This window comes from Ruegeria sp. P8 (genome assembly GCF_056534665.1).
On the sequence record NZ_JBQERC010000007.1, the window covers coordinates 44,122 to 63,126 of the forward strand.

A 19,005-nucleotide genomic window follows, 5' to 3' on the forward strand; every position below is an offset into this window, starting at 1 on the left:
GGTTTCTTCGTACAGTCCCTGCGCAGGTTTTCGGCGCATGCTTCAAGCACCGAAAACCTGCAGCAGACCCTTCTCTCAGCTATTGGCCATGATGGAATCCAGTGTGTCGTGTTCCGCTACAAAATGGTCTGGTGCGACCTCCTGCAGCTTTGGAACATAATCACTGTGACCGTTGACCAGCCGACTGGGCAAGAAACGCAACGCGGCTTTGGGATCCAGCGGCGATGGCAGCTCACCCGGCAGTTTGAGGCGCTGCCGCGTCCGCTCTACATCCGGGTCCGGTATCGGCACGGCCGAAATCAGCGATTGAGTATAAGGGTGGATCGGTTCCGAGCAGATCACCTCACCGTCACCCATTTCCACAATTCGCCCGAGATACAGAACCATGATCCGGTTCGATACCGCACGCACAACCGACAAGTCATGGCTGATGAAGATCATCGACAGGCCAAATTCCTGCTGAAGTTCCTTTAGCAGCTCGACAATCTGCGCCTGAATGGAAACGTCGAGAGCTGAAACCGCCTCGTCGCAGATAATCAGCCTGGGCTTGTTGATCATCGCCCGCGCAATGCCGACGCGCTGGTTCTGCCCTCCGGACAGCTCGTGCGGGTAACGGTTGATCATGTTCGCTTGCAGCCCGACCCGCTCCATCATCGCGGCGACCATCTGTTTGCGTTCCCGGTCCGTAAGATCGGGGCGGTAGGTTTTCAGCGGTTCAGCAATCGACGCTGAAATGGTCATGCGTGGATCAAGACTGGCCAGAGGGTCTTGGAACACGATCTGCAAGTCCTTGCGGTACTTGTTCAACTCGGACCGCTTCAAGCCGACGATCGGATGGCCCAACCAACTGACGCCCCCCGCGCTGGGTTCGATCAGTTGCAAGACCGCGCGCGCCAGTGTCGATTTTCCGCAACCGGATTCGCCCACGACACCCAGAGTTTCGCCCTTGCGAATATCAAAACTGACACCATCGACAGCCTTCAGCGGAACCTTGCGCCCGAACAACCCGCCAGAGACATGAATGGGGAAATGAACTTTGACGTCATCGACCTTGAGAAGGGGTTCTTCGGCCTTTTCCAAAGCGCGCGGCGCGTCGCCGGCATCAATCCGGGGCATCGCCTCCAGCAAGGCCCGCGTGTATTCGTGTTGCGGATTTCGGAACAGCCCGCGTGTTTCACCGTCTTCGACGAATTCGCCCATCCGCATGACCTGAACCCGGTCGCACATGCGCGCAACGACGCCCATGTCATGTGTGATCAGTGCAATTGCAGTGCCTTCATCCTTTTGCAGATGAACCATCAGATCAAGGATGTCTGCCTGAACCGTAACATCCAGCGCCGTCGTCGGCTCGTCCGCAATAAGCAGTTTGGGACTGCACAGCATCGACATCGCAATCATCACACGCTGTCGCATTCCACCGGATAATTCGTGCGGGAACTGGTCCAGACGGCGGTCCGCTTCGGGAATGCGCACCCTGTCCAACCACTCCAGACAGCGCGCGCGCGCGGCTGACCCCTTCAGGCCCTCGTGGACCTGCAGCACTTCACGCATCTGTTGCCCAATCTTCAGATGTGGCGTTAATGCAGTCAGAGGATCCTGAAAGATCATGCCGACATCGTCGCCGCGAATCTGGTTCAGCTTGTTCACTGGCAGGTTCAAAATCTCCTGACCGTTCAGCTTGGCTGACCCGCTGGCATGTCCGGCAGGGGGCAGCAAACCCATTGCCGCCATGAAGGTCTGGCTTTTGCCGGATCCACTTTCACCGACGATACCAAGGCATTCGCCCGGATTGATATCAAAACTGATGTCTTTGACCGCCTCAACGACACCATCGGGGGTGTCAAATCGGACGCTCAGGTTCTTTACTGAAAACAGACTCATATCAGCGGTCCTTCGGGTCCAAAGCGTCACGCAAACCATCGCCGATGAAGAACATCGTGATGATAATGGCGACATAGAATGTCAGCGGGAACATCAATTGCCACAGCGTTCCATAGCCCATGGTTCCCGCCCCTTCTGCGATCAGTCTTCCCAGTGACGTGTAGGGTTCGGAAATCCCCAGACCCAGGAATGAGATGAAGCTTTCAGTCAGGATCATCTCGGGAACCAGAAGCGAGGCATAGACGATCACGACACCCAGCAGATTGGGCAGGATATGGCGATACATGATCGTAAATTCACTGACGCCCGCCGCTCGGGCGGCCTCGATGAATTCGCGGTTCTTCAGGGCAAGCGTCTGCCCGCGCACGATACGTGACATGGTCAGCCAACCAACCGCGCCCAGTGCGATGAAAAGCGTGAAGAAGGATCGCCCGGCAACAACCAGCAGAAGAATGATGATCAGAGTTGTCGGGATAGCCAAAAGGATGTCGACAAAACGCATCATCGCGCCATCCGTCCGCCCGCCAAAATACCCGGCAGTAATGCCGTAACACGTACCAACGATCAAAGCGGTCGCCGCCCCGATCAACCCCACAAGCAGGGACGTCGTGGTTGCCTGAATGACGCGGCTGTACAAATCGCGCCCCAAATCATCGACACCGAAATAGTGACCCGTTTCCATCGACGGCATTCCCATGCCCCGGACATCGCCCATGACATTCCAGTCGATCTCTTCATTGCTCCAGACCGCAAAATACGGGCCAATTATCGTGAACAACACGATAAGCAGCAGAATGAACACGCTGGCCATTGCCGCTTTGTTTCGTACAAAGCGCATTCGCGCATCCTGCCAGAGCGAACGCCCCTGAACGGCTGTATAATCGGTGATTTCTTCGGCCAGATGCGCGGCTTTTTGTGATTTTCCTAGCATATCCAGCCCCTCAGTAGCGGATCTTCGGATCGAACCAGGCATAGGCCAGATCGGTCAGCAGGTTTACCAGAACGGTCAGAACGCCATAGAGGATCGTAACCCCAAGCAGCACGGCATAGTCGCGTGATAAGGCCGAGCCGACATAAGCCTGCCCCAGACCACCGGTCGAGAAATAGATGTCAACAAAGACGGATCCGGTCAGCACATAGACAAACACCGGCCCCAGATAAGATACTACCGGCAGCAAGGTCGGCTTCATCGCATGGCGCCAGATCACGGTTCTTGTCGGCAGGCCCTTGGCACGGGCGGTTCTGATGAAGTTCGAATTCAGAACCTCCAGCATTGAAGACCGGGTGATCCGTGCAATCGACCCCATGTAAGATGTCGCAAGGGCGATAACCGGCATGATCAGATAGGGCCACTGACCACCATTCCACCCGCCGCCGGGCAACCATCCCAGCCACAGGGTGAAGGTCAGGATCAGGATCGGACCCATGATGAAGTTGGGCAGCGCCTGCGCTGCAATCCCCAGCCCAACCGCAAAGTAGTCGATCCAGCTGTTGTGCCGGATTGCGGCGGCAATCCCCAGTCCGATGCCCACCACAGTAGCGACCAGAAAGGACAGCGACCCATAGGTCAGCGAGATCGGAAAGCCCTGCGCGATGATGTCGTTCACATCGCGGTCCTTGAACTTGAAGGACGGGCCAAAGTCGAAATGCACAACGATATTGTACAGATAATCCCAGAGTTGCTTCCACAACGGCTGGTCCAGACCGTACCGCGCCTCGATATTGGCCAGAACCTGCGGCGGCAATGTCCGTTCCGAGGTAAAGGGCCCACCGGGCGCATAGTGCATCAAAAAGAAACAGGCGACGATCAGCAGCAGGATCGTCGGTATGGCGGTCAGCACCCGCCGAATGACATAGGCAAGCATTCAATGCCCCCAATAGATGGCGCTGCCCCGAAGAAAACTTCGGGGCAGGTCATGGTCAGAAGATGATTACTCGGCGATTTTGTAGAGATTCTTGGAGTACCAGTTTTGCTCTACGTTTTTGACCGGCCAGTTTCCGACATCGCTGTCCATCATGTAGACACCAGCATAGTGATAGATCGGGATAACGGGGGTTTCCTGAGCGATAATACGCTCGACCTCGGTGTACAGCGGAGCCGGATCGTCCGAAGTTTTGGCTTCGGCCAGCAACTCGTCCACGCGGGCATTGTTATACTTGCCGTCGTTGTAGCCCGAATCCGACTGCAACAAGTCAAGGAAGGTTGAGGCTTCGTTATAGTCACCACACCACGCGCCGCGGGCCAGATCAAAGTTCTGGTTGCCCCGCTCTTCCAGGAAGACTTTCCATTCCATGTTGGCCAGTTCAACATTGGCGCCCAGTTTTTGCTTCCACATCTGGCTCAGCGCGACGGCAACTTTCTTGTGGGCTTCCGAAGTGTTGTAGACCATCGAGAAGGTCAGAGGGTTATCCGCGCCGAAGCCGGCCTCGGCCAGCAGTTCCTTGGCCAGTTCATCGCGCTCAGCCTGGCTCATCGATGCCATTTCAACGACCGGGACAGTAAAACCTGCGGTTGCTTCTGGCACGAATGTATACGCGGGCGGCTCGCCACCGGCCTTGATATTCTTGGTAATGATGTCCCGGTCAACGGCTAGCGACAGGGCCTGACGAACTTTGGGATCCTTGAATTCTTCAGGGCCGCTGTCCGACACGTTAAACGTGTAGTAGTAGTTGCACAGGCGCGGGAAGCTGATAGCCTCGCCCGGATGCTCTTCCTGCAGACGCGGGAATTGACCGGCGGGAACTTCGGTCCGGTCCAGTTCACCGGCCAGATAGCGGGTCAGGGCTACGTTTTCGTCATTGATGACCAGTGCCACAACCTTGTCGATGATGGTGTTGTCATTGTCCCAGTACATCTCGTTGCGCTCACGTACCGAACGTTCCTGCGGCAGGTGCTCGGTCAAAACATACGCGCCATTCGACACGATGTTTCCGGGCTTGGTCCATTCATCGCCAAATTCCGCGATCACCTTCTGAGGTGCCGGGAAGGTCGTCGAATGCGTTGTCATCTGCGGGAAATACGGCAGCGGCGCGCTCAGCGTGACTTCCAGGGTCGTGTCATCGATGGCTTTGACACCCAGATCATCAACCGGCTTTTCGCCTGCGATGATCGCTGATGCGTTTTCGATCGACATCAGCTCCATGAACCACGCGTAAGGAGAGGACAGCGCCGGATCAACCGCGCGTTTCCATGCGAAAACGAAATCTCCGGCGGTTACCGGGTCGCCATTCGACCATTTAGCATCGCCGCGCAGTGTGAAGGTATAGACTTTCTTGCTGTCATCGACGGTGTAACCTGTGGCAACGCCCGGAACCAGATTGCCATCCTCATCCTGGTTCATCAGCCCTTCAAACAGGTCGCGTACAATTTCAGCACCGGAAACGTCTTCGACAACCTGCGGATCGACCGAGCTGTGCTCGTCCAGAATGCGGTAGGTAAAGGTTTGATCGTCCGCCAGCGCTTCGCCGGTTTCAGGATGCGTGCCAGCGGCAAACGCGGCACCTGTGATCATGGTCGACGACAAAAGCCCCGCCACTGAGTTCCGAATGTATCTGTTCATGATTTCTCTCCCATATGTTCGTCGCCGCGCGGCCCCACTTGATCGGGGTCGCACGCAGCAGCCGGATTAGACCGACGCCCGCTGGGACTTCGTCCATTTCGATTTTGGTTTTGCCAATTCGCAAGGAACACTGCGTCGCAGCTTTCTTGGTTTCTGTCGGTAAAGAAGTTGCGAAAGTTGTCTTTCACTGCGTTGAACCGTGACATCTTTTGGCTCTGGGATAAAGCCTTGATGAAATTTTAGGCAACCACAAGCAGAAATATCTCCAACGACCTATCGCTGGCAATTTTCTGAGGATCAGCTCGGTCTTCGTGACATTTTCGTGAAGCCACGCGAAATCCGAACAATCCTTCGTGCCCGAATGGCGACAGCATTCTGGCCTCGGACAAACCAAAAAATACGCGAATCAGTGACGTCATTTCAGCAAGCCTGTGGTCCATTACATGTATCACACGGTTCAGAATACCACGGGTCAGATCACTGAGCTTTGTCAGGCTCTGTTGCACAGAGTCGAGCGCGCCGAGTAGTTCGGGTGATCGCATGGGCCTTTCCGTCGACACGCAGCTTCGGCGATTGCAGTGGCATGACCGGCATGACCCCGAATATCCAGAACCTCTCCTAACGCATTGCAGAACATATCGAAGAACCTTCTAACGGAGACCACCCGGCTATTATCGCACAAGCGGGCCGCTTTGGCGGCTGGTCGTTTTATGTTGAAAATGGCGTTCCAGCCTATGCCTACAACTGGTTGGGGATCGAGATACTTACCGTTTCGGCGTCCGAACCTGTGACCGAAGGTACTCATGAAGTCGTCCTCGATTTCGATTATGACGGTGGAAGCCCTGACAAAGGCGGGACGGCACCCTCTTTGTTGACGAGATACAGGTGGCGCAGGGCAGGACCGACCAGACGCAGGCCATCATCTTTTCGGCGGACGAAACAGCAGACATTGGCTTCGACCTTTCCACACCGGTGGCCAAAGCGAACGGCACCGAAGCAGCTTTGCGCTTTACCTGCAAGGTAATCTCGGTGACGGTGGCGGTTGAGTAAGATCGCTCTGAAAGAGGAGAGGCGTTCAGGCATCTGCCACAGCGGGTGCGTGGAACCATTGATGGAAACACGCTAATCATGACGACTGAAAGGCCTTCGGCACTGCTGAAGCTGGCGACGGGAATTGCTTTTGTGGCTATTCCCGCTGTTGTTTTGGCATTTATTTTTCAGGTAGAGTCGGACCGGCATTGCCATCTACATTTTCAAGTCGCTCGCCTCCTCGCTAACGATTTGTAGGATCCTGTTTCTCTGGATCTTTCCCGAAGGGCCCTTTGGAAGATCAATCAGAATATGAACTTTGTCAGGAGACTTGAAACGGCCTAGCTGGGACTCACAGATCTTTGACAAAGCTTGCGGCGTCAATTCAGAACCTTCTCGAATTTTGACCGCTGCCTCGACGGTTTCACCGTAGCTTTTGCAAGGGCGGGCAAAGGCCGCAGCTTCAACAACGTCGGGGTGTGAATAAAGCGCCTCGTCAATCTCACGAGGGGCTATATTCTCCCCTCCCTTAATGATCAGTTCTTTCAATCGACCGGTCACATAAACATACCCGTCCTGATCCATGCGGGCGAGATCTCCGGTCAGCAACCAGCCATCCGAAGTAAATGTGCCCGCAGTAGCATCCGGGTCATTGAGGTACTCCAGCATCACATTCGGACCGCGTATGACCAACTCACCTTCTGTTCCGGTAGGTACAGGCCGAAGTTCCGCGTCCAGAATTGCAACCTCATTTCCATATGCAATGCCGGGTGAACCAATCTTCCGAACGCCGGGGGGCAGCGGGTTTGACAGAATCTGAGCGGCAGTTTCCGTCAAGCCCATGGTTTCCACGATTGGGATTTCGAAACGATCCTCAAAGCCACGCTGCACGTCCGGCGCCAAGGCTGACGACGCAGAGCGCCCGAAACGCACGCGTTGCCGGGATTGCGCATCCGGACTAGTCTCAGAGTGCAGCAGGTGCGAGATAATGGTCGGCACGACCGAGAACCACGTTGCCTCGGCCTTTCCAAGATTGTCCCAGAACTTGCTGGAAGAAAATCGTTCGCACACGGCCAACGATCCGCCTGAGACCAGTGTTCCCATCACCGTCACGCAGAGCCCGTTAATATGATAGATCGGCAAGACGCAAAACCCGCGATCAGCCTCGGACAATTCATGGGCAATTTTGGTCGTCCAACCCCCTGCCAACAGGCTGGAATGTGTGTGGACCACCCCCTTGGGGCGACCGGTTGTTCCGGATGTATACATCAACAACGCGTGGCTATGAGGCGAGAGGCTATGCAGGTTGCTGCCGGACTCAACGGCATCTGCCACCTTCAACTGTTTGATTTTCGCAGGATTGGCCGTTCGCCTGAACAGGTCCGTTTGATCGGAATGTACAAATCCATAGCATGCGCCGCTGTGTTCCAGCGCATAGGCAACGGCGCTGTCACCCGCGACAAGATTGATCATCGTGGCCCGAAACCCGCCATAGAGAACGCCAAAAAGGACCTCAAGCGCTTCCCGGCAATTGGGGTAGAGGATGGCGACGCTTTCTCCCTTCGCCACACCCCGTTCGGTCAACATGCTTGCGATGCGGCGAGCTGAGTCACGCAATTCACCCCAATTCAGGTCCCGCGCCCCGTCCGGGAAAACGAACCCGGTTCCCCCGCGGCTTGCCCGACGGTCAAGCCAGTCCCGGACGGTTCCCTTGGGTGGTTCGATCATTGCCCCGCCTCCGACCAATAGCCGCCAAATATCGCTTCCAATTCGGGCTCGCGCGGCGGCGTTTCACGGATGATCTTTGTCGTTTGAACGAAATGCCGCCAATGCAGATTGGTGTCGATGGAATTGCCTCCCCAACTGCCGCAGCCCATTGACAGCGAAAAGGGCATGCAGTTGGTGAAGCTGCCACCAGTGGCAAAGGTATGCGCCTGGTTTACAATGACCCGGCAGGTGGGCAGGTCACGACCCAACCCAACCGCGCGCGCGTCGTCGCTGGTATGGATTCCGACAGAATGCCCCGCGCCCTGGTGTTCCAGAATACGAGCCGCGATTACCTTGGCTTCTTCAAAATTTGCCGCTCGATAAAGCGCCAGAACCCGGCTGAGCTTTTCCCCCGACAAAGGATGATCCGGGCCAATTCCGTCAGTTTCCACGGCTAGGAACTTGGTCCCCTCGGGGACCTTATCCGCCATATCCAGTGCTTCAAGCATCTTGCCAGCGTCCTGCGCGATTACAGATCGGTTGAGATGCCCATCGGGCCACAGCCGTGCGATGATGTTTCCAGCCTCGGAAGATGGCACCAAGGCACCGCCTTCAACGGCGATCGCGGCGACAAAGGCGTCATAGACCGCATCTACAACAACCAGCGCATTTTCAGACGAGCAGGACGTCGCGTTGTCGAAGCATTTCGATGCCGTGATCTTGGAAGCAGCTGCGGCCAAATCTGCGGTTTCGTCCACAATCACCGTCACATTGCCCGCACCAACCGCCACTGCTGGCGTTCCACAGGATTGCGCGCGTTGGACGTTGTTCTGGCTGCCGGTACAGATCACGCGATCTACGGCTTCCATCAACCTTTGTGTCTTGGCCTTGGATCCGGGCGCAGGGATCATCTGGACCAGATCGCAATCGAGGCCGAGCTTGTCAAACTCTGAATGGATAAAAGCGATCAGCATCTCGCAGGAAGCGACTCCTTTGGGGGATGGTGCCACCACGATGGAGTTGCCTCCTTTGAGCGCATTGATGATATTGTTCGCCGGCGTCGCAGCGGGGTTGGTCGATGGAACCACAGCACCGATTACACCGATTGGACGTGCAATCTCGGTCATGCCGGTTGCTGGATTGTCGCTAATGATGCCGTGGGTTTTCACGTCAGCGATATCGCGCAACAAGCCCAGAGTCTTGCGGTGGTTCTTTGTAATCTTGTCCGGAACATTACCCAGACCGGTGGTCGCAACAGCGATTTCCGCCAGTGCCCGATTGCGTGTTGGCTCCATGATTGCCCATCCCGCCGCCAGCGCCGCCTTGTCGTACAGCGCCTGACTGCCGCTTTCTTCAAAGGTCGCTTGGGCCTTGCGCGCATGCGCTACTATGCGATCAACTTCGTCGATCTCGGGGGAAACCCCTTCCTGAGCGTTCATCTCGGTCCTCGATTGTTTGATCGGGGCGGACCCACTCCGCCCCGTAGGGAGTTGACTGGTTCAGAGCCCAGCCAACAATTCGTTCAGTGTTTGCTGACGTTTCTCCCACATCTTGATCACTTCATCGCGTGTCATGATGTGCATGGGCGATCCGCCGGCTTCCATCTTTTTCACCACACGATCGTTGGCGAACATCTCGGGAACCGTTTCCGCAAGTTTCTCGATCACCTCGGGCGGCGTTCCCTTGGGTACCATCACGCCCCGGAAATTGACCGACGAGTTGTCGACATCGAGCCCCTGTTCCATCATGGTCGGCACGTCGGGCAGGAACGCGTTTCGCTCAAGATCTGCGACACCCAGGATTTTGACGTTGCCCGCCTCTTTTGCGCGGAACGCATCCGACAGGTTGTTTATACCACCCATGACTTCGCCAGCAATTACCGCTTTCATGGCCGCCGCGCCACCACCTTTGGTCGGGATATAGGCCATCGTTGTTCCTGCAGCCTTGTCGATTTGAAGAGCCGCAATGTGGTGACCAACAAAAAGCCCAGCCCCGGACACGGTCAGCTTGCCGGGGTTTTCCTTGGCATATGCGACAACACCTTCCATCGAGTTGAACGGGCTGTCCGCACCAACCACGAAGACAGCCGGGTCGGCGCCCCAGTTGGCGATGGGCTCAAAGCTGTCGACCGAATACTCGACCCCACCCTTAATAGATTGGGCGATGAAATGTGGAACATTGTAGGCAGCAAGCGTGTAGCCATCGGCGTCGGCCTGGGTTGCGAACCAGTTCCAACCCACACGCCCTCCGGCGCCCGGTTTGTTTATGATGGCGATTGGCATTCCCAGCGCGTCTTCATTCCCGGATGTCATGGTGACAATCCGCGCCTGAAAGTCGGTTGCGCCACCAGCGCCGTAACTGACCATCATCATGATTGGGCGTTCGGGATACTCCTCGGCAACCGCCGCGCCCGCCAGGCTCGTGAGGGCCAGTGCTGCCCCTGTAATCAACCGTTTCATTTGCGTTTCCTCCCTATTTTGGTTCATCCGCATCCCTTGCGGTCAGAACAGAAATTCCCTTGGTGTGTAGACTTGCAGAAGCATGGCAAAGAGCCCGTACATCACCGCCACAAAGATCGCTGTGATGACACCGCGCTTGACCCAGGTTTTGGCTTCGGAATGTGGGTCTGGATCGTAAATCGACAGCAGAATGAAAAACGCGATTGCCGTTGCTGTGTAGAACCCCAGCGATCTGGACGCCCAGAAGACATAGATAAGGGTGACGAACAGGCCCGGCAGCATGTTGATGAACATCATGCGGGTCACGCCGTTGCCTACCTTGGACAATCCCATCAGCGCTTTGCCGAAGGTCCACCCTGCCAAAACCACAAAGACCGAAGCGATAAGACGCGGAAACAGAAATGCCTCGACCGGTTGCTGAGTAAAGCTGACCCAGGTTACCCAAAGTCCTACGGCAAAAACCAAACCCGACCCGATTATGTGTTGTGTGCGGTTCATGCCTGTGCCTCCTCTTTGGTGGTATAGCGCCGGTGGCGAAGTTCCATCCAAACCGAGTAGGCAATTGAAGCCAGTACAACGGCGATCAGCAGAAGATTCAATCCGCCCGTCAGGAAGTAAGAGGCCTTGCCGACGGTCGCGTCCGCGATCATTCCGCCCTGAATGAAGTTGGCTTCGGCAATCGGACCAAGGATCAATCCCAGTACCAACGGAGCAGCCGAGAATCCAAATCGTTCCAGAAAGAACATCCCAATGCCAAGGCACGCCATGACATAGACATCCCCCATCGAACTCTGAACCGAGTAGGCGCCGAAGACCGAAAGGGCCAGAACAACGGCCGCCATGACCGATTGCGGCACCTGCGCGACACGCGCGGCCAGACCAGCAATGTATAGGCCGAAGACGCACATCAGGACCTGGCCGATCAGCATGGAGTTTATGAACGTCCACGCCACGTCCGGGTGGTTGTCGAACAGATCCGAGCCCGGGAAAATTCCGTGAATCAGTAGCCCGCCCAGCAAAACGGCTGCGGTTGGGCTACCCGGGATCGACAAGGTCAACAACGGTACCAGAGATGGGCCCACCATCGCATTGTTGGCGGACTCCGCGGCAATTACGCCCTCGGAATGACCCGTGCCGAACTTGTCCTTCTCGGCTGAAAACTTCTTACTCTGATCATAGGCAACCAGCCCGGCAATTTGCCCGCCAACGCCTGGGATCAGGCCAATGATGGAACCTGTCAGTGTGCCGATGCTAAGTGCTCGGGTACGGCTGAACAGTTCTCGCAATGCGGCCATGATCGAATGGCGCTGTACTTCAATGACTTCAGCACCCGTGTCGTGGCGTCCCTTTGCAAACATCGTCAGCACCTGAGGGATCGCGAACAGACCGATCAGCGCCGCGATAATGTTGATGCCGCCGCCCAGTGCAGGGTGAAAGATAAAGCGTTGCGCGCCCATAATGTCGTCGAAACCGACTGTCGCCAGCCACAATCCGATACAACCCGATAGCAAACCTTTGACCACGGATGCAGAATCTAGCGTGCCAATCACAGTCACCCCCAAAATGGCCAACCAGAACAGGTGTGAGGGGCCAAACGCCAGCGCCCATTTGGCCAAAACCGGTGTCAGAAAGATCAATAGGAGCACACCGAAGATGCCGCCAACCGCCGAGGCCAGAAACGACAGTTGCAGCGCCCGCGCCCCTTGTCCCTGCTTGGCCATGGTGTGGCCGTCCAGAGTGGTGGCAATATTGGCTGGAGCGCCTGGGATTTTCAGTAGAATTGCACTCACCGCGCCACCAGCAACGGTCGAGGTATAGGCGGCTCCCAGCAAGATCAGCCCCTGTGCGGCCTCAAGCTGGAAGGTGAACGGAATCAAAAGGGCAACCGCCATCGTTGGTGACAAGCCTGGTGTCGCGCCCAGGATCAGCCCTCCGATCGTGCCGCCCAAAAGCAGCAAGAAGGACATCGGTGTGAACACATCCCCGAAGTAGTAAATGAATTCCATCCAGTGCCTCCCAACCCGTTTGTCTGCACTTTTGGTTTGTTGACAAATCAGGTTAGGGGATGAAAATAGTATTGCAAATGTTTTCATAAAATCGACCGGACAGGACGAAATTATGTCTAATTTTCAGCATGGTAAAGTCGATATCGTGGCAGTCGCAAAGGCCGCGAAGGTTTCGCCGTCTACGGTTTCTCGTACCTTCAATCACCCTGATCTGGTCAGCCCTGCAACTCGCAAAAAGATCAACAGGGCAGTGCAGCGGCTCGGGTATATCCGCAATCGTGCCGCTCAAACAATGCATGGCAAGCGGTCAGGAACGATTGGCCTGGTCGTACCAACTATCAACCATGCCATCTTCGCCGAGGTCATTCAGGCTTTTTCCGACTCTATCGACAAGGCAGGATTCAGCCTTCTACTGGCGTCGCACGGGTATGATCTAGATCGGGAATACGCGATGGTGCGCAAGTTTCTTGAACATCGCGTGGACGGCGTGGCATTGGTTGGCTTGGAGCATTCCGATGCCACCAATCGCTTGATCACGCAGCAGAAAATACCTGCACTTGCGATTTGGAACTACTCAAAGGATTCGGATCTTCCTTGTGTCGGGGCCGACAACCAGTTGGCCGGCCGTCTCGCAACAGAGCACCTGCTGGCCCTAGGGCATCGTGACATTGGGCTGATCTTTCCAAAGACCAATGGTAATGACCGCGCGCAACATCGACTTTCCGCTGTGCACGAAGCGCTACAAAATATGGGTGTCTCCGTTCCGGGCGAGCACGAATCTGAAGCTCCTTACAGCGTTTCGCAGGCCAAGCAGGCTGCGCTGAACCTTTTGGCGGAAACATCTCGACTTACGGCTTTGTTATGTGGAAATGACGTCATAGCGCAGGGCGCTTTGTTTGCGGCCCAGAAACTGGGGTTGAACGTTCCCGGCGATCTTTCAATAATGGGCATCGGAGATTTCAAGGGATCAGCTGATGTTGAGCCGGGGCTCACCACCATTCGAATCCCCGCCGAAGCCATCGGTAAACTCGCAGGTGACAAGTTCACCGATTACATTACGTCAGATGAGTCGGAACATTTTAAAATTTGCTGCGAGCTGGAGTGTGTTGTTAGAGGAACAACAGGTCCAGTGTCAGTATAATAGTCGGCATTGCCAACTTGTTTGCACATTCTGAACGGGGGTGTCGCAAACTATGAGGCCCGGTTGACGAACATGCGCGATTTGACGTTTTTCCTGTCGAATAGTTCGTTAACAGATTTCAACATGATCTCATTAAAAGGCTGCCATCTCCTCAAAGATGCAGTTTTGTACGCTGGGTACATCTATCAGTTCTGACACTAGTCCGACCCTGCGATAACAACTTCGATTTCATTTTTGTCGAGCATGGCCAGGATGTTGGCAGGAGGAACGCGGTCCGTATACAAAACATCAATTCCGGCCATGTTATGGAGAGATATCGGGGCCCGCTTGTTGAATTTTCCGCTGTCGGCTACGACGATGCGCACCTGCGCATTTTCAGCCGCAGCACGCGCGATATTGGCCTCTTCAAGATCATGAAGCATGAAGCCCAAATCGCCATTCACGGCTCCAACCGAGAACACTGCCAGCTGTACGTTGAAACGCTTCACAAGATCTAATGCCTCTGCACCGAAAGCGCCCCCATCATGGGCGCGCAGTTCTCCACCCGCCAGAAACACCCGGTTGTTGTTGTGCTTTGACAACGTGTAAGCGACGAAAACCGAATTTGTAACTACAAACAGGTCTTTGTGTTTCCGTAGCGCAAGCGCGACGTAGGCGGTCGTCGAACCGATATCCAGAAATAGGGAATCCCCGTCGCTAATTGTATTTGCGACTGCCCGGGCTATTGCTTCTTTCGCATGTGCTTGCGTTCCCAAACGGTTTTCAAAGGGTGGCTCTATGGCGTCTTCACTAAGATGTACGCCGCCATGCACCTTCCGCACGATCTTGCGCTCTTCCAGCGCCTTGACGTTGCGCCGGATCGTTTCATTGGAAACATTCAGTTTTTGAGCCAGGAGGCTGACCCTGCACGACCCGCCCGCATGTTGCAGCTCGCGAAGGATTTCTTCTTCGCGCTGATTTGTGGTTTTTCGTGGCTTTAACATGCGACCTCCTGAAAGGGGGATACGGCAGTCATCCCAATAAAACAATATTACGTCCAATACAGTGCCGTTCGGGGCTTTTTGTGTGAATTATAACGAATATTCGTGGCGAAGTGTGGTTTTTATTGACGTAGTTGTCAGATTGGCGCAGCATGGAAGTGTAATAAACGAAAAACACTCAAAAAGCCACATTCAGGGAGCACAACATGATCAGGAAATTCAATGCACTACACGCAATGGCATTAGTCGCTGGCGTAACTGCTTCGGCTTCTTGGGCCGCCGAATCGACGGACCCAATCAAACTGACGTTGCATGATTGGTCAGGGCAGCTGATCAACACCAAGATAATGGGATCAATCCTGCAAGAGGCCGGATACAACGTTGAGTATGTACAGGCAGACTATATCGCTCAGTTTGCGGGCCTGAAGACAGGTGATCTACATCTGGCAATGGAAATCTGGGAAACCACCGGGCGTGAAGCGCTGGACGAAGCCACCGCCTCTGGCAATGTGGTGAACGTTGGTGAAACCGGTCTGATGGCGATCGAAGAATGGTGGTACCCGACTTACATGAAAGACCGCTGCCCCGGCTTGCCAAACTGGGAAGCTCTGAAAGACTGCGCAGGGGAATTTGCCACGGCTGAAACCTCGCCAAATGGGCGCTATGTCGGCGGACCCGTGACCTGGGGCGGTTTCGACGAAGAACGCGTCGAAGCGTTAGAGCTGGAATTTGAAGTTGTCCACGCAGGCACGGATGCTGCGCTTTTTGCAGAGCTGGAATCCGCATATCAGCGCGAAGATCCGATCATGCTGTGGGTCTATGTTCCGCACTGGGCCCCGGCCAAATATGACGGTGAATTCGTGGAGTTTCCGCCATACTCGGCCGAGTGCTACAGCGACCCGTCCGTCGGTGTGAACCCGGCCTTGGCCTATGATTGCGGAAAACCGCGCGGTCCGATCTGGAAGGCTGCTTGGTCTGGCCTGCAAGAAAAGTGGCCGGGCGCGTATGACATCATCGAAGCCTATAACATCAATAACGACGAGATGAGCGCCATGGTCGGCAAAGCCGATCTGGACGGTGTGGATATTGATGCAGTTGTCGCGGATTGGATGGAGACGAACAAGGACCGTTGGTCTGGCTGGATCTCTAAATAATCTGCTTGGCCGAAGCGGTTACCCCGCTCTCCTCTACCGCTTCGGTCTTTTTCCGTCTTAGTCCCGGACACCACTGATGACCCCCACAACAAAACTGTCCTGCCGAAACGTTTGGAAGCTTTACGGTCCAAACGCCGAGACCCTTCTGGCGCAAAATCCGAACCCATCGGCAGATGACATTCGAAATGCGGGTGTGATCGGAGCGGTACGCAACGCCAATATTGAAATCGTTGAAGGTGAAATCTTCATCATTATGGGCCTGTCCGGTTCAGGCAAATCAACCCTGGTTCGTTGTCTATCCAGGTTGATCGAACCCACGAGCGGAGAGGTTCTGTTCGACGACGCCGACCTGCTGCGCGCCAGCGAGAAAGAAATGATTGAAATCCGTCGGCACAAGATGGGCATGGTGTTTCAGCATTTTGCCCTGCTACCGCACCTGACCGTATTGCAGAATGTGATGTTCCCCCTGACTATTCAGGCTACGCCCAAACACGAAGCCGACGCAAAGGCGAGAGACGTGGTGGAACTGGTCGGCCTGAAAGGGCGCGAGGACTACTATCCACGAGAGCTCTCGGGTGGTCAGCAACAGCGTGTGGGCATTGCTCGATCGTTGGTGACAGAGCCCGATCTTTGGTTTCTGGACGAGCCTTTTTCGGCCCTCGATCCGCTGATCCGGCGCGAAATGCAGGATGAATTTCTGCGACTCCAGGAACGGTTGCATAAGACTATTGTCTTTATCACACACGACTTTGAAGAAGCCGTTCGCTTGGCCGACCGCATCGCCATTATGAAAGATGGTGAAGTCATCCAGATCGCCACCCCGGAAGAACTGGTGATGAATCCAGCGACAGAATATGTGGCTGAATTCACGCGCCATATTCCGCGCTCCAAGGTTTTGACGGTTGGTGGTGTAATGACCGTCGGCGCTGCAGGTGAAGGTGAGCCCATTGTGCAATCGACCCGCGTCTCGACCGTGGCGGAACGGATCATCGCCGCAGATGCACCAATTCCCGTGACAGACAGCAATGGTCTGGTTATTGGCGCCATTGATCGCAAGGCTGTGGCCCATGTGCTATTCGGTGAAGGGGACGCGGTATGAGCCGCCTGTCCCGCAGTCAGCTCATCATTCTGCTGCTTGTCGGACTCACGATCCTGCTGGGGTATTTCGGCAGCAACCTGGGAAAAGCGCTCGATGCGCGCTGGATCACCAAATTCCCGTCGGCTTGGGTCGTCCCGTTCAAAACTTATATCTCATCTGCAATGTCCTGGCTGATCGAGGATGCTGCAATCGGCCCAGTTTCGTTCACCGACGTTACCCGCGCTGCTGCTTGGTTGATAGAACAGCCCTATGACCTTGTCTTGTCCCTGCTGGCCGAGGGTTTTGTCACCGGGCAAGGCAACGATGCGCAAGTCATCCTACCTGCGATCAGCTGGATTGTGGTTATCACCGCCGTAATAGCTTTGGGACAGTATTGCCGGGACTGGGGGTTGGCCGCGTTGGTCGGCGGCTGCTTTACCTATCTGGCCGTTTTTGGCCAGTGGGACAGCGCGATGGTAACACTTGCCTCGGTCCTGATTGCGGTGCCGATTGGCGCGGGCGGCGGGCTGTTGTTGGGGATATTGGCCTATCGCCACCTGACTTTCGATCGCATCATCTCGCCCATTCTGGACCTGATGCAGACAATCCCGATCTTTGCCTATCTGGTACCAATTCTGTTCATGTTCGGCTTTGGACCGATTTCGGCGCTTGTTGCAACTATCATCTATGCGACACCACCCATGGTGCGGATCACCACGCTTGCCTTGAGAGCCGTCGACCCTGAGATTTTGGACTTCGGGCGCATGGCAGGCACGACGCAAAAGCAGTTGATGTGGCGCGTTTTGGTTCCTTCCGCCAGCCACAGTCTGATGGTAGGCGTCAATCAGGTGATCATGCTGACGCTGAACATGGTCATCATTGCCTCGATGATCGGGGCCGGAGGATTAGGGTTTGACGTCCTTGCCGCGCTGCGCCGGCTGGACATCGGCGCTGGGTTCGAGGCCGGTATTGCCATTGTAGTTCTGGCCATTGCTGTCGATCGCCTAAGTCAGGCTTTTGCCGAGCGTATGGGGCAGGTACATCACGAGCTCCCCGGCTCGTGGATCACCCGCCATCGCCGGACAGTTCTGGTAATGATCCTGCTGATTTTGACCTGGGTTCTGGGACAGTTTTCACCCCTGTTGCTGGAATATCCTGAAAGCCAGACGATCACCACTGGCGGGTTCTGGGATGACACGGTCAAATACCTGAACATCAATTATTTTGACACGTTCGAGGCGATCAAGATCTTCTTCCTGACGTGGTTCATGATCCCGATCAAAACGGTTTTGCTGGGAATCCCATGGCCTTGGGCCATTGCCATGCTGACCTTGCTGGGTTGGCACGCAGGGGGCTGGCGGCTGGCGCTGCTGTGCGGAGGACTGGCGTCGCTGATCCTCGTGTCAGGACTGTGGGCCAAGGCAATGGTGACAGTTTATCTCTGCGGTGCCTCTGTGTTTCTTGCTACCCTGATCGGTGTTCCACTGGGTGTTGTGGCTGCACTGAACAAACGCGCCGGGACGGTGATCAACCTGTTGATTGATACGTTGCAGACTTTGCCCAGCTTTGTTTATCTGATCCCGGTTGTGATGCTGTTTCGCGTCGGCGATTTCACTGCGCTGATTGCCATAGTCCTTTACGCGCTGGCCCCGGCCGTACGTTATGCGGCCCATGGCGTGCGCTCGGTCAGTGAGGAATTGATCGAGGCCGGATTGGTCTCTGGGTGCACACGCACGCAACTTCTGCGCCATATTCGCTTGCCCATGGCCCTGCCCGAAATCCTTTTGGGTATTAACCAGACCATCATGCTGGCGCTGTCCATGCTGGTTATCACCGCCCTCGTTGGCACCCGCGACCTGGGGCAGGAAGTCTACATTGCCCTGACAAAGGCTGACACTGGTCGAGGTCTGGTGGCAGGGCTGTCCATCGCATTCATTGCCATCATCGCTGATAGGCTGATCAACGCAAGCGCTCGTCAGGCACGCATCCGCTTTGGAATGGAGAGTTGAT

Annotated in this window: 16 protein-coding genes; 5 read left to right on the forward strand and 11 right to left on the reverse strand. The window is 55.5% G+C overall.

All coding sequences use genetic code 11. From position 1 onward, the window contains the following. Positions 1-75: 75 nt before the first annotated feature. From ACR0BZ_RS10830 to ACR0BZ_RS10850, 5 genes are all read right to left on the reverse strand, one after another. The gene (locus ACR0BZ_RS10830; protein ID WP_480920181.1) at positions 76-1,881 is read right to left on the reverse strand and encodes an ABC transporter ATP-binding protein; all 1,806 of its coding nucleotides are present in this window, start codon (positions 1,879-1,881) and stop codon (positions 76-78) included. Position 1,882: 1 nt separating this feature from the next. Then, on the reverse strand, positions 1,883-2,812 hold the full coding sequence (locus ACR0BZ_RS10835; RefSeq protein WP_209507494.1) for an ABC transporter permease subunit: 930 nt from the start codon (positions 2,810-2,812) through the stop codon (positions 1,883-1,885). A gap of 10 nt (positions 2,813-2,822) precedes the next feature. Then, positions 2,823-3,746 (reverse strand): oligopeptide ABC transporter permease OppB, encoded by a 924-nt coding sequence (gene oppB, locus ACR0BZ_RS10840; RefSeq protein WP_209507493.1) that lies wholly within the window; start codon positions 3,744-3,746, stop codon positions 2,823-2,825. A 66-nt stretch (positions 3,747-3,812) separates the two neighbouring features. After that, positions 3,813-5,441, reverse strand: coding sequence for a peptide ABC transporter substrate-binding protein (locus ACR0BZ_RS10845; RefSeq protein ID WP_480483451.1), 1,629 nt, complete (start codon positions 5,439-5,441; stop codon positions 3,813-3,815). Between the two features lie 239 nt (positions 5,442-5,680). After that, positions 5,681-5,983, reverse strand: coding sequence for a hypothetical protein (locus ACR0BZ_RS10850; RefSeq protein ID WP_480920182.1), 303 nt, complete (start codon positions 5,981-5,983; stop codon positions 5,681-5,683). A 343-nt stretch (positions 5,984-6,326) separates the two neighbouring features. On the opposite strand from ACR0BZ_RS10850, the gene ACR0BZ_RS10855 reads away from it, so the two are divergent. Beyond that, on the forward strand, positions 6,327-6,491 hold the full coding sequence (locus tag ACR0BZ_RS10855) for a hypothetical protein (protein WP_480832979.1): 165 nt from the start codon (positions 6,327-6,329) through the stop codon (positions 6,489-6,491). Between the two features lie 195 nt (positions 6,492-6,686). On the opposite strand, the gene ACR0BZ_RS10860 is transcribed toward ACR0BZ_RS10855, so the two are convergent. The 5 genes from ACR0BZ_RS10860 to ACR0BZ_RS10880 are packed head-to-tail and all read right to left on the reverse strand — an operon-like array spanning position 6,687 to position 12,642. After that, entirely contained in the window at positions 6,687-8,198 is a 1,512-nt protein-coding gene (locus ACR0BZ_RS10860; protein ID WP_480832981.1) for a class I adenylate-forming enzyme family protein, read from the reverse strand. After that, positions 8,195-9,616 carry an acylating sulfoacetaldehyde dehydrogenase gene (sauS, locus tag ACR0BZ_RS10865; protein ID WP_480483459.1) on the reverse strand — a complete coding sequence of 474 codons (1,422 nt, stop codon included), beginning with the start codon at positions 9,614-9,616 and terminating at the stop codon, positions 8,195-8,197. The genes ACR0BZ_RS10860 and sauS overlap by 4 nt, the downstream gene beginning before the upstream one ends. A gap of 60 nt (positions 9,617-9,676) precedes the next feature. After that, a complete protein-coding gene (locus ACR0BZ_RS10870) occupies positions 9,677-10,636 on the reverse strand; it encodes a Bug family tripartite tricarboxylate transporter substrate binding protein (RefSeq protein WP_480483461.1) in 960 nt (319 codons plus the stop codon). 42 nt (positions 10,637-10,678) lie between these two features. Next, entirely contained in the window at positions 10,679-11,134 is a 456-nt protein-coding gene (locus ACR0BZ_RS10875; RefSeq protein ID WP_480920183.1) for a tripartite tricarboxylate transporter TctB family protein, read from the reverse strand. Beyond that, a complete protein-coding gene (locus ACR0BZ_RS10880; RefSeq protein WP_480488014.1) occupies positions 11,131-12,642 on the reverse strand; it encodes a tripartite tricarboxylate transporter permease in 1,512 nt (503 codons plus the stop codon). The genes ACR0BZ_RS10875 and ACR0BZ_RS10880 overlap by 4 nt, the downstream gene beginning before the upstream one ends. A gap of 112 nt (positions 12,643-12,754) precedes the next feature. Here ACR0BZ_RS10880 and ACR0BZ_RS10885 point away from each other — a divergent pair, with 112 nt between their 5' ends. Beyond that, positions 12,755-13,783 (forward strand): LacI family DNA-binding transcriptional regulator, encoded by a 1,029-nt coding sequence (locus ACR0BZ_RS10885; protein WP_480559048.1) that lies wholly within the window; start codon positions 12,755-12,757, stop codon positions 13,781-13,783. A 197-nt stretch (positions 13,784-13,980) separates the two neighbouring features. On the opposite strand, the gene ACR0BZ_RS10890 is transcribed toward ACR0BZ_RS10885, so the two are convergent. Next, positions 13,981-14,766: a DeoR/GlpR family DNA-binding transcription regulator gene (locus tag ACR0BZ_RS10890; RefSeq protein ID WP_480483469.1), complete on the reverse strand. Its 786-nt coding sequence runs from the start codon at positions 14,764-14,766 to the stop codon at positions 13,981-13,983. Between the two features lie 203 nt (positions 14,767-14,969). Between ACR0BZ_RS10890 and ACR0BZ_RS10895 the strand changes: the two genes are divergently transcribed. From ACR0BZ_RS10895 to ACR0BZ_RS10905, 3 genes are all read left to right on the forward strand, one after another. Next, positions 14,970-15,917, forward strand: coding sequence for an ABC transporter substrate-binding protein (locus ACR0BZ_RS10895; RefSeq protein WP_480488010.1), 948 nt, complete (start codon positions 14,970-14,972; stop codon positions 15,915-15,917). A 76-nt stretch (positions 15,918-15,993) separates the two neighbouring features. Beyond that, positions 15,994-17,016 carry a quaternary amine ABC transporter ATP-binding protein gene (locus tag ACR0BZ_RS10900; RefSeq protein ID WP_480546022.1) on the forward strand — a complete coding sequence of 341 codons (1,023 nt, stop codon included), beginning with the start codon at positions 15,994-15,996 and terminating at the stop codon, positions 17,014-17,016. Then, positions 17,013-19,004 carry an ABC transporter permease gene (locus ACR0BZ_RS10905; RefSeq protein ID WP_480773824.1) on the forward strand — a complete coding sequence of 664 codons (1,992 nt, stop codon included), beginning with the start codon at positions 17,013-17,015 and terminating at the stop codon, positions 19,002-19,004. Before ACR0BZ_RS10900 ends, ACR0BZ_RS10905 begins: the two co-directional genes overlap by 4 nt. The last annotated feature ends 1 nt before the right edge of the window (position 19,005 follow it).

Excerpts from the sequence above, each read along its gene's own strand:
- ACR0BZ_RS10905 (WP_480773824.1), top strand. The coding sequence starts at position 17,013 with ATGAGCCGCCTGTCCCGCAGTCAGCTCATCATTCTGCTGCTTGTCGGA.
- ACR0BZ_RS10835 (WP_209507494.1), bottom strand. The coding sequence starts at position 2,812 with ATGCTAGGAAAATCACAAAAAGCCGCGCATCTGGCCGAAGAAATCACC.
- ACR0BZ_RS10850 (WP_480920182.1), bottom strand. The coding sequence starts at position 5,983 with ATGCGATCACCCGAACTACTCGGCGCGCTCGACTCTGTGCAACAGAGC.
- ACR0BZ_RS10875 (WP_480920183.1), bottom strand. The coding sequence starts at position 11,134 with ATGAACCGCACACAACACATAATCGGGTCGGGTTTGGTTTTTGCCGTA.
- oppB (WP_209507493.1), bottom strand. The coding sequence starts at position 3,746 with ATGCTTGCCTATGTCATTCGGCGGGTGCTGACCGCCATACCGACGATC.
- ACR0BZ_RS10860 (WP_480832981.1), bottom strand. The coding sequence starts at position 8,198 with ATGATCGAACCACCCAAGGGAACCGTCCGGGACTGGCTTGACCGTCGG.
- ACR0BZ_RS10880 (WP_480488014.1), bottom strand. The coding sequence starts at position 12,642 with ATGGAATTCATTTACTACTTCGGGGATGTGTTCACACCGATGTCCTTC.
- ACR0BZ_RS10870 (WP_480483461.1), bottom strand. The coding sequence starts at position 10,636 with ATGAAACGGTTGATTACAGGGGCAGCACTGGCCCTCACGAGCCTGGCG.
- ACR0BZ_RS10895 (WP_480488010.1), top strand. The coding sequence starts at position 14,970 with ATGATCAGGAAATTCAATGCACTACACGCAATGGCATTAGTCGCTGGC.
- ACR0BZ_RS10890 (WP_480483469.1), bottom strand. The coding sequence starts at position 14,766 with ATGTTAAAGCCACGAAAAACCACAAATCAGCGCGAAGAAGAAATCCTT.
- ACR0BZ_RS10845 (WP_480483451.1), bottom strand. The coding sequence starts at position 5,441 with ATGAACAGATACATTCGGAACTCAGTGGCGGGGCTTTTGTCGTCGACC.
- sauS (WP_480483459.1), bottom strand. The coding sequence starts at position 9,616 with ATGAACGCTCAGGAAGGGGTTTCCCCCGAGATCGACGAAGTTGATCGC.
- ACR0BZ_RS10830 (WP_480920181.1), bottom strand. The coding sequence starts at position 1,881 with ATGAGTCTGTTTTCAGTAAAGAACCTGAGCGTCCGATTTGACACCCCC.
- ACR0BZ_RS10900 (WP_480546022.1), top strand. The coding sequence starts at position 15,994 with ATGACCCCCACAACAAAACTGTCCTGCCGAAACGTTTGGAAGCTTTAC.
- ACR0BZ_RS10885 (WP_480559048.1), top strand. The coding sequence starts at position 12,755 with ATGTCTAATTTTCAGCATGGTAAAGTCGATATCGTGGCAGTCGCAAAG.